Raw genomic sequence first — 8681 nt, 5'->3', positions numbered from 1 at the left:
TCCTATTCGTACAGGTGAGACGCGGGCCTGCTGACCCGCGCGTAGTAGTTGGCGGCCAGCTCCATGCGCCCGTGCGCGTCCTGGCCCATCAGGTCCTGCGACTGCCGCCACAGCAGCGCCACCCAGACGCCGCCGAGGCTGAGGGACTGCCGGTTGTGGAGCAGGTCGAAGACACCGTCCGCGAGGTCGGTGACGGCGCGTGGGTCACGGCCGGCGCGCATGCGGATCTGGATGCCGGTGACCGCGTCGGAGAGGTCGCCGTCCTCGACCGGGTAGGCCGTCAGGCACATGGCCCGGTCGGGGGTGTCGGGGAGGACGGAGACGGTGATGCCGGTCTCGGCCGGGGTGTAGATCCCCGACGGCCGGTAGGTGCCGAGGCCTGCGTCCGCGAGGAGCTGGGCGAGGCCGCCGATGAGGTCGTTGGTGTAGCCCACCGGTCACCTCCGAGACGAGAAGGGGCGGGCAGATGATCAGCCGCGGAGCCAGCGACGCAGGCCCACAGCCATGAGCTGGAGCATCACGTCCCGCTCGCTGTTCATGGGCCGTTCCAGGTACTTCGCCGTCCGGCCGGGCAGGTGCTTCCAGGTCAGTTCTTCGTGCTGGCGGACGGCGTAGACGGTGTCGAAGCTGATCGCCCCGTTGAGGCCGTCGATGTCGACTCGGCCGGAGCGCTCCAGCGTCCCCTCCTCCAGCGGGATCAACTTCTTGGCCTCGCCCAGAGTGTGCTCCAGCGCCCGCTGGAGACCCTCGGACGCGAGCCGGCGCCCGCGTGAGCCCCATAGTCGATCGCCCTGCCAGGACATGCGCGTGTACTGCGTCACTTGAGCTGCACCTCCAGGTGATCAGGGGTCGGAAGCCCGCTGCCATCCCGCCGCAGGGCTGCGATGACGGTGGTCTGGCGGCCGTCGGGGAGGCTGACGCGCGACCCCGGCGGGGCATGGGCCCCCAGCGGGGCGTAGGCAGTCGAGGACGAGGTGATCTGTTCGCCGCCGGGGCTGCGCACCATCCGGGTCTGCTCGTCGAGGAAGCAGCGCACCACCACCGGGGGCCCGTACTGGGGCCCGTACGGCCCTTGCCCCAGCAGCGGTTCGATGGTCACCTGGTGTCGCATGAAGCGGCGCGGCATGGCACCCATCAGCAACTCCAGCCGGTCGTAACGGTGTAGTGGAAGTCCTTGTGCAGCAGCGCCGCGAGCGCCCGGTAGACGCGCTCGGGTACGTAGGTGGGCCCGGACCGGTCCGCGCCTGCCCCGTACTGGAGCGACACCGACCCGATGCTGACGTTCTGCACCGGGCCCGTGGTGTCGGCGTCCTCACCGACCTCGCCCCAGTACTCGACCACCGCGCACGTCGCCTCTGCGAACGCCGCGGCGACTGTCGGATTCGTGGGGCGGGCCGCGTCGTCGACGGCGTACCAGGCGCCGCGCAGCACCTGCGAATCGAGGAGGGTTGTGGCCCGCTCCAGGAGCCGGTCCGCGTCCAGCGGCGGAGCCTTGTGCAGGTAGTTCGCTAGCTGGGTGCTGGTGGCGTACGAGCGCCCGCCCGCGCGCGGGCCCGGTGCCGGACCGACTGCGACCTGCTGCCCTTCCACGGACGCCCCGGTCCCGGTCACCGCCCAGGCGAGCGTCCACACCCCGGCCACCGTGTACACCACCGGCGCCGACCACGTCGCCCCGCCGTCGGCCGTCGTGACTACCGGCATCGACGCCGTACCGTCCGGCGCGTACACCGTGAGCGTCGCCGCCGTGGTGGCGTCGTACGGGTCGACGCCGAGGGTCGCGGTGACCCGGTCACCGGCATCGGGCATGTCAGCCTCCGTCCGTCGTACGGGTGGTGAGGGTGGGCCCGGCGGTGCCGAGCGTGAGCCGCGGGCCCGTGGTGGACGCCACGAGGTGATCGGCGGGACGCTGCCGCACTCCGACCAAGGCCAAGGCCGTGCTGGTCTCGACCGCCGGGCCGAGGCGGGCGTACGGGCCGATCCGTGCGGCGCTGATCTCCACGGCCGTGCCGAGGAGTTGCCGGCGCACCCTCCCGAGCGGGCGGGCCGTCTCGACCGACGCCGCCGGGACGAGGGTGTCGGCCGCGCTGCCTTCGAGGAGGAGAGCGGTGCTCGTCTCGGCTGCTGTACCGAGCTGCTGCGCGGACGCCCCCACGAGCGGCTGGCCGGCCGCCGTCTCCTGTGCGGTCGGCAGGGGGCGTGCCCTGCGACGGCCGAGCGGCAGTGCTGCTGTTGTGTCAGCGGCTGTACCGAGCGGCCGCACCTTGGCCCGGCCGAGCCCCAGGGCTTCATCGACGACTGGGGCGAGGGCGAGGTTGGCCCGCTTCGCGCGCCCGAGTAGGCGCGCGCTGCTGGTCTCGTCCGCTCGCGGTATGTCCGTCGACGACGTGGCGGACAGCGGGCGCGCCTGTGCTGTCTCCTCTGCGGTGGTGAGGGAGCGCCGCTTGGCCCTGCCGAGCGGGCGCGCGGTGTCCGTCTCGGGCGCCGTGTCCGCCGGGCGCACGGTGGCCGCGGTGAACGGCTGCGCGGCGGCGACTTCCACGCTGAGGCCCAGCAGGCGCGCCTTGACCCGGCCGAGTGGCCGCGCCGCCTCCGCCTCCGCCGCAGGGAGAACGGCTTTCGACTTCCGGCGGAGCAGCGGCTGCCCGGCGTCGACCACGGTCGAGGTCTCGGCCGTCCGCCGCTTCACCCGCCCGAGCGGGCGCGCGGTCTCCATCTCCGTTGCTGGCGCGAGCGCCTTCCGCTTGCCACGGCCGAGCGGCTGCGCTGTGTCCGTCTCCGTACCGCGGGCCAGCGCGCGCGTCTTGGCCCGGCCGAGCGGGCGCCCCGTGTCGGTCTCCACGACCGTGGTCAGCGCGGCCGCCGTACCGGGAGTGGCGTTGAGGTCGTTGAACTCCGCGACGTCGGGGGTGCCGCCGTCGCGGTGCGCGATCAACTGGAGTTGCAGGTTCGTGTTGCCCACCCAGGCCGGGGATGCCTCGGTGTGCCGGGTCACCCATGCCAGGCCGTCCGCGCTGGTGTCCCAGTACAGGGTGCCGCCGGTCTCCCGGATGCGGAGCCAGGCGTGGTCCGTGGGCGAGTACGCGAGGGTGGCCTGCCCCGGGTCGCCGTATCCGACGCGGGCCGCCATGACCAACATGCCGGTCGCCGCGTTCACCTCGAAGATCGCATCCGTGCCGAGCGTCGCCGTCTGGATAAGCACCTGCGCCCACGCCTCAGCGACCGCACCCCCGGCGGCCGGCGGGTAGACCCGTACGCGCACCGACGACTCGCGCAGCCGGTACGCGTCCGCGGACGCGAGCGCGTTGTAGCCGGTGGTGCAGGCGACCTGTGCCCGGCCGCCGGCCTCCGCGAAATTGCCGGGGTCGTAGGCGTCGGGCCACAGCACCGGGTCGACCACCCCGTCGTCGAACCGGTCGACGAGGGTCTCGATGGGGGAGCCGACGAACGCGGTGAGCGGCTGTGCAGCCGTCGTCTCCACGGCCGTCCCCAGGGCGACCGTGGTCACCGGCACTGTCTCGACCAGGGCCCACAGCGTGGATACCCGCCGCACCGTGGCCTGGGAGACGTTCGCCCGGTAGCCGATCTGCGCGGTGTCGAGGAGCGCCGTCGTCCACGGGCCGCCCGCCTGCGGGTCGGTGTACGAGGTGAGCTGGTGAATGTACGGTGCCGCCGACTTGTGGGTGGCCCACCCGTTCAGGGCGACCGACACCGACGCGGACTCCAGAACGGTCCCGGCGGTCTGGCTCTTGATCCGGTAGACCAGGCTCGCCGCTGTCGCCGCGGTGGAGCCGACCCGGCCGCCGACCGCGACGAGGGTGACCCGCTGCCCGGACACCCCGGCCGCTGCCGTGGAGCCGAGGTTGAAGTCGTCGATGGCCGTCGTCCCGGCCGCAGCGGTCGAGTTGTAGGTCGTCGCGTCGTCCGGGGTGGTCTCGCTGACCCGCTGCCAGTTCGACGTGCCGCCGACGGTGGTCGTCCACCCGGTGTTGTCGCCCGCGCTGTCGGGGCGCAGGTGGACCACGTTGCCGGGGCCCGGCAGATCGTTCTGCACGGTGCCGGCCGTGCTGTTGACGGCGATGTCGTCGATGTACATGTCCAGGCCGCTGACGGTGCTGGACGCGCCCGCGCGGATGCGGGAGAACCCGTTGATGTTGGAGCAGGTGGCCGAGGATTGAAGGACGCCGTCCAGGTACAGCTTGAAGGGGCTCACGAGGGACCCGGCGGTGGCCGCGATGTCCTCGTAGTCCAACTCGACCCGATACCAGCGGCCGAGCGTCAACGGGGCTGTGGGCGTCCCGAGATCCAGCCCGGTCTGCCCATCGTGCAGAGTGAGCGCGCCGGCGGCCGTCAGCCGCAGCAGGCCAGGGAAGTACGAGTTCTGGCCGATGCTGTAGATCGTCACCGTGGCGCTGGGAAGAGCGTCCACCCGCAGGTACACGCGGTGGAGGGTCCGCATGACGACGCCGGCCGTCAACTGGTGCTCGAAGTAGGCGCTGGCCGCGGTCGGCTGGACTCGCATGGACGCCGCGCCCGCGCGTTTCACCGTGGTGGAGATCGTCGGCGCCCCGGTCACGATGGCCACCTCGACGCCGGCGGTCATCGACTGGGACTCGAACCCGCACGTCCACAACCGGGCCATCGGGCACCTCCTGCCGGTCGGGTCAGGTCGCGGAGGACGCGCGCGCGAAGTCCGCGATCGTCAGCGTGAAGTCCGACCCGTCGGGGGTCATCGTCACGTCGTGCTTGCTGATCGGGATCAGGTCCGCGTCGGTGCCGCCGGTGGTGTCCGGGTCGTAGCAGATGACCACCGCGCTGATCGGGTTGCCGGTGGCGGCCGTCCACGTGATGTCGGCCGCGTCGATGTTCACGCGGTCGTTCGCGTTGTCGACGGTGACGGTGACCCCGGACAAGGTCTTGCGGCCCATGGTGACCTGCTCGTTCGACGCGCCCGCGAGGAGCGCGGCGAGGTCGGCGTAGTCCCGCATGACCGCGTCCGTGACGATGCCTGCGGTCTCGATGGGGACGGCGATCAAGGCGTCGTTGGTGGCGGGCAGCCCCGCCAGGTAGGCGATGCGCCCGAGGGCGGTGTTGAAGACGATGTTCGCCATCGCGGCGTCCTTTCAGGAGGGGCCCCGCGCCCCGGCCGCACTCCTGCGGCCGGGAGCCGGACATGAAGAAGGGGAGGCCGCAGCCTCCCCGCACGCGCGCCTGCGGTTATGCGGACGCGCCGATGATGACGATGTCGTACGTGACCGCAGACCCGGCGGCGCTGTTGGTGACCTTCAGCAGGTCGCCCGTACTGGCCGTGACGCCGTAGCACGTCGGGTCGGCCACCCCAGCGGCCAGGGCGAGCGAAGCACCGGGACGAAGGGTGATGGTGCCCGTGGCGTTGAGCATGGTCGCCCACGCGTTGGTCGACGCTGCGCCCACCACCACGTTGTTGGTATTCGCGGCGGCCGCACTGATGAACAGGCCCTTGATCCGGGCGAACGTGATCGCGGCCCCGAACGCATCGAGGAGCACCCCGGCCAAGTCGAGATCCTCGGTGGCCGAGGCAGCCAGGGTGCGCCGGTCGGAGAACACCTTGTCGGCCTTGCCCGCCCCGGTGCCCGACGCGAAGGCGGACACCTTGCGTACGGCCAGCGGGGCGGTGCCCGTAGTGAGGTCCAGCGCGGTTGACAGCTCGGCGTTCGCGGCGATGGAGATGCTGCTGGTAAGCGGCATGATGACCTCCGGTCAGGTGGCGATGACCAGCGGAACCTGGCGCTTGAACGCCGGGCTTGCGATGGTCACCGGAGCGGTGCCGGTCAGAGACGACCCGGACGTCTGCGCCAGGTTGCTCTCCCCGGTGAGGAAGGGCTTCGCGCCCGTGCTCCCCACCAGAGTGGGCACGGTACTCGCCGTCACGGACAGCGCCGCGTAGTAGATCCCCGACCGAGTGATCCGCTGAGGTGTCGCCAGGGCGAACGTCTTGGCGGAGTCCGCCGCCCACGCCTCAGCGGTCTTGTCGGCCGACTGCGCCATCAGCGCGCCGGCCCCGTTGTAGAGCGCGGCGAACTGGTTCGTCAGGGTGGCACCGGCCGTACCTGCGGAGAGGAACGTCAGGTTTGAGATGAGGTCGCCGTCCTGGAGGTACAGGGCGACGGAGCACATCACCCCGGTCGCCGCGGCCGGGACGTCGTCCAGGCCCACGCGGGGTAGGTTCGCCCGGTGGAAGGTGACGTCCGGATCGGGGCGGCCGGCGGAGTTGAACCAGCCGAGGTCATTGCGGGGGTTGCCCTTGAAGGTGCCGAGGAGCGTCATGCCGACTGTCCCTTCGCGTCGGTGGCGCCGCTCTGCGGCACGGGGGTGGTCTTCCGCTCGTAGGCGGCGATCTGCTTGCGGTCCTTGCCTGCGGCCTCGGCGGCCTTCACGCGCTGGACCTCGTTGTCGTCGGCGCTGTCGAGGTAGGCGATGACCTCGTCCTGGCCACGCTTGGACGGGTCGAAGTCGACCGGGGTGACCGGCGGCCCGTCGGCGGTGCCGAGCCCGAAGCCGACCGAGGGAGCGGCGCCGTGGCCGAGGTTGGTCAGCGCCTCGTCCGCGTGCGTGCCGGACGCGGCCTGGGTGTGGTTCTCGGTGACCTCGTCGGTGGGGAAGACGCCGTAGGACTGGCGGCGGAAGTACTCGATGGCCGCGCGGCCCTCCTTGGTGGAGTCGTCGACGTAGCCGGTGCCCTTGTTGAAGGAGACGCCGACAGCCTCCCCGGTGTAGCTGCGGACGGGGGCCTCAATCCGGAACTTGTTCATGCTGATCACCGCACCTTCACGTTACGCAGGACGCCGCAGGACTTCGTGTTGCGCAGGACGGCCGCCACCGGGCCCATCTCGACTTCGCCGGATTTGACGGCGCCGGGCTGGGTGAAGTCGGGCAGGTATGTCTCGACGAGCGGGGCGCCGGCCATCGAGGCACCGTGGAACGCGTCCAGGCCGAGGCTGACGGCGTAGATGTCGGTCAGGCCGGTGATGACGCCGCCCGCGCCTCCACCATCGGTGTCCGCGGAGCGGATGGGGATGATCGGAGCGGCACCGTCGGCACGGTCGCCGAGGTCGACGAGCGCCCAGTCGCCGTAGCGCTCGACGAGGACACCCAAGTCGTCGCGCTCCGAGGTGAACTGCGATGCGCGCCGGGCCAGGGCCTTGATGCGGGCGATGGACTTCGTGTTGCCGAGGATCGCTTTGACGCCGGGCGGAATGGATCCGGCCGCACCGGTGTCCCCGGAGCCGGTCTGGGAGCCCATGATCCGCGAGAGGAAGTCGTCGAACGCGTCGAACGCGCTCATGGCGATGTCCTCGCTGTTCACCGTCGCCGGAGACCAGTCCAGGTAGCCGGTGGCTACGCCCTCGTTCAGCGGCAGGTACTCGGTGGACTGTCCGGTGAGGGCCTTGTCGAGGCCGTCGAATCCGGCGTCGTCCACAGCGGTGTCGCCAAGGATGAGTTCCTGCTGGAAGCGGGTCCGCATCGAAGTGAGCTTCTGCGCGAGCTGGAAACCGATCTCGTTCGACGCGGCCGGGCCGAGACGGGCGAGCTTGCGGTCGATCGTGAACGCGCCGCCCAGGGGGTGGAGCTCCACGCTCTTGCGCTCGCGGGACGCCTGGTTGGGGACGTATTCCTCGTTGAACCGGCGGAACGCCGCCGCGGACGGAGCGAGGAGCCGGGTGTAGCCGTAGGTCAGGGAGCTGTCTCCCGTGCCCGGGGTCGCGGTGTCGTCCCACACGAAGTTGTTGAACAACCACGAGTTGCGGCGGAGGTTGTCGATGACGGCGAAGTCGATGTCCGCCTGGGTGTTGAGCTGCGCCTGAGCGAGCGTCACGGGCATGGGTTACTCCTGGTGGTGTCAGGTTTGGTAGTGGTGTGCGATCGCCCCGGACAGGGAGCCGGTGCGGCGCTTCGCGGTGTCCTCGCCGGTGCCGCCGGAGAGGTCGGTGCCGCTCTTGCCGGCGGTCTGCGCGGCGAACACGGCGGGGTTGTCCTTCACGGCAGCCTTGATGGCGTCGTCGAGTGCGGAAGCGAAGGACTTCGCGGCCGGGTCGAGGTCGGCGATCTTCTCCCGGAAGCTGACGGAGTCGAGGAGGGCTGCGGCCTTCGCGCCGTGCGTCTCGGCGCGCTCGCGCACGGCGTCGCGTACGGTCAGCTCGCGCAGCCGCGCGTCCCGCTTCTCGATCTCGGCCTGGGCCTCCTGCGCGGCGGCCGTGCGGCCTGCCTTCTCCGCCTCGGCTACGGCCTTCTCCTGCTCGGTCATGCTCGCGGCCCGCAGCTTCTCCAGCTCGGTGGCCGCGCTGTTGTTGGCCTTGGCCCGCTTCTCCCACTCGCGGGAGTGGGCGAGGATCTCCTTGTACTTCGCCTCCCAGTCCGTCCCGCTGCTCGCACCGGATCCGGACTGCCCGGATTCCGTTGCGGACTGCTGTCCGCCCTGGTCACTGGCCTTGCCGGAGGAGTCGGATCCGGGCTGTCCGGACTCGCCGGACGGGGATGCGGATTCGGATCCGCCGCCGTCCTCGCCGCTGCCACCCGCGATGGGGTGAATCGGTGCGCCGTTGCGGCGGTAGCCGAGCACGTCCAGCGGGGAGTGTGTCGCGAGGGGGTGCGTGAAAGGGACGTTCATGGGTGTCTCCCGTTTCGGGTTGCCCGGCTGCCGTGCG

At 71.2% G+C, this 8681-nt stretch carries 11 protein-coding genes; all 11 read right to left on the bottom strand.

Annotated features, from left to right (window positions below):
- Positions 1-2 precede the first annotated feature (2 nt).
- The 11 genes from ACZ56L_RS15630 to ACZ56L_RS15580 all read right to left on the bottom strand — a co-directional run bounded on the left by ACZ56L_RS15630 (position 3) and on the right by ACZ56L_RS15580 (position 8644).
- Entirely contained in the window at positions 3-434 is a 432-nt protein-coding gene (locus ACZ56L_RS15630; RefSeq protein ID WP_471064466.1) for a minor capsid protein, read from the bottom strand.
- 36 nt (positions 435-470) lie between these two features.
- Positions 471-821 (bottom strand): hypothetical protein, encoded by a 351-nt coding sequence (locus ACZ56L_RS15625; RefSeq protein ID WP_471064464.1) that lies wholly within the window; start codon positions 819-821, stop codon positions 471-473.
- Complete coding sequence (locus ACZ56L_RS15620; protein ID WP_471064462.1) at positions 818-1135, bottom strand: hypothetical protein; 318 nt, start codon at positions 1133-1135, stop codon at positions 818-820. Before ACZ56L_RS15620 ends, ACZ56L_RS15625 begins: the two co-directional genes overlap by 4 nt.
- Positions 1135-1806, bottom strand: coding sequence for a hypothetical protein (locus ACZ56L_RS15615; RefSeq protein WP_471064460.1), 672 nt, complete (start codon positions 1804-1806; stop codon positions 1135-1137). The genes ACZ56L_RS15620 and ACZ56L_RS15615 overlap by 1 nt, the downstream gene beginning before the upstream one ends.
- A gap of 1 nt (position 1807) precedes the next feature.
- The gene (locus ACZ56L_RS15610; RefSeq protein WP_471064458.1) at positions 1808-4639 is read right to left on the bottom strand and encodes a hypothetical protein; all 2832 of its coding nucleotides are present in this window, start codon (positions 4637-4639) and stop codon (positions 1808-1810) included.
- 22 nt (positions 4640-4661) lie between these two features.
- Positions 4662-5108: a hypothetical protein gene (locus ACZ56L_RS15605; protein ID WP_471064456.1), complete on the bottom strand. Its 447-nt coding sequence runs from the start codon at positions 5106-5108 to the stop codon at positions 4662-4664.
- Between the two features lie 106 nt (positions 5109-5214).
- Complete coding sequence (locus ACZ56L_RS15600; protein ID WP_471064454.1) at positions 5215-5724, bottom strand: hypothetical protein; 510 nt, start codon at positions 5722-5724, stop codon at positions 5215-5217.
- 12 nt (positions 5725-5736) lie between these two features.
- Positions 5737-6303 carry a hypothetical protein gene (locus ACZ56L_RS15595; protein WP_471064452.1) on the bottom strand — a complete coding sequence of 189 codons (567 nt, stop codon included), beginning with the start codon at positions 6301-6303 and terminating at the stop codon, positions 5737-5739.
- Entirely contained in the window at positions 6300-6788 is a 489-nt protein-coding gene (locus ACZ56L_RS15590; protein ID WP_471064451.1) for a hypothetical protein, read from the bottom strand. The genes ACZ56L_RS15595 and ACZ56L_RS15590 overlap by 4 nt, the downstream gene beginning before the upstream one ends.
- A 5-nt stretch (positions 6789-6793) precedes the next feature.
- Positions 6794-7858 (bottom strand): major capsid protein, encoded by a 1065-nt coding sequence (locus tag ACZ56L_RS15585; protein ID WP_471064449.1) that lies wholly within the window; start codon positions 7856-7858, stop codon positions 6794-6796.
- An 18-nt stretch (positions 7859-7876) separates the two neighbouring features.
- Entirely contained in the window at positions 7877-8644 is a 768-nt protein-coding gene (locus ACZ56L_RS15580; RefSeq protein ID WP_471064447.1) for a hypothetical protein, read from the bottom strand.
- Positions 8645-8681 lie beyond the last annotated feature (37 nt).

Source organism: Streptomyces sp. NPDC039736 (genome assembly GCF_055596485.1).
This window is presented reverse-complemented; position numbering and strand designations above follow the sequence as displayed.

Coding starts and splice junctions, on each gene's coding strand:
- ACZ56L_RS15620 (WP_471064462.1), bottom strand. CDS start 1,135: ATGGGTGCCATGCCGCGCCGCTTCATGCGACACCAGGTGACCATCGAA.
- ACZ56L_RS15615 (WP_471064460.1), bottom strand. CDS start 1,806: ATGCCCGATGCCGGTGACCGGGTCACCGCGACCCTCGGCGTCGACCCG.
- ACZ56L_RS15610 (WP_471064458.1), bottom strand. CDS start 4,639: ATGGCCCGGTTGTGGACGTGCGGGTTCGAGTCCCAGTCGATGACCGCC.
- ACZ56L_RS15605 (WP_471064456.1), bottom strand. CDS start 5,108: ATGGCGAACATCGTCTTCAACACCGCCCTCGGGCGCATCGCCTACCTG.
- ACZ56L_RS15600 (WP_471064454.1), bottom strand. CDS start 5,724: ATGCCGCTTACCAGCAGCATCTCCATCGCCGCGAACGCCGAGCTGTCA.
- ACZ56L_RS15595 (WP_471064452.1), bottom strand. CDS start 6,303: ATGACGCTCCTCGGCACCTTCAAGGGCAACCCCCGCAATGACCTCGGC.
- ACZ56L_RS15590 (WP_471064451.1), bottom strand. CDS start 6,788: ATGAACAAGTTCCGGATTGAGGCCCCCGTCCGCAGCTACACCGGGGAG.
- ACZ56L_RS15585 (WP_471064449.1), bottom strand. CDS start 7,858: ATGCCCGTGACGCTCGCTCAGGCGCAGCTCAACACCCAGGCGGACATC.
- ACZ56L_RS15580 (WP_471064447.1), bottom strand. CDS start 8,644: ATGAACGTCCCTTTCACGCACCCCCTCGCGACACACTCCCCGCTGGAC.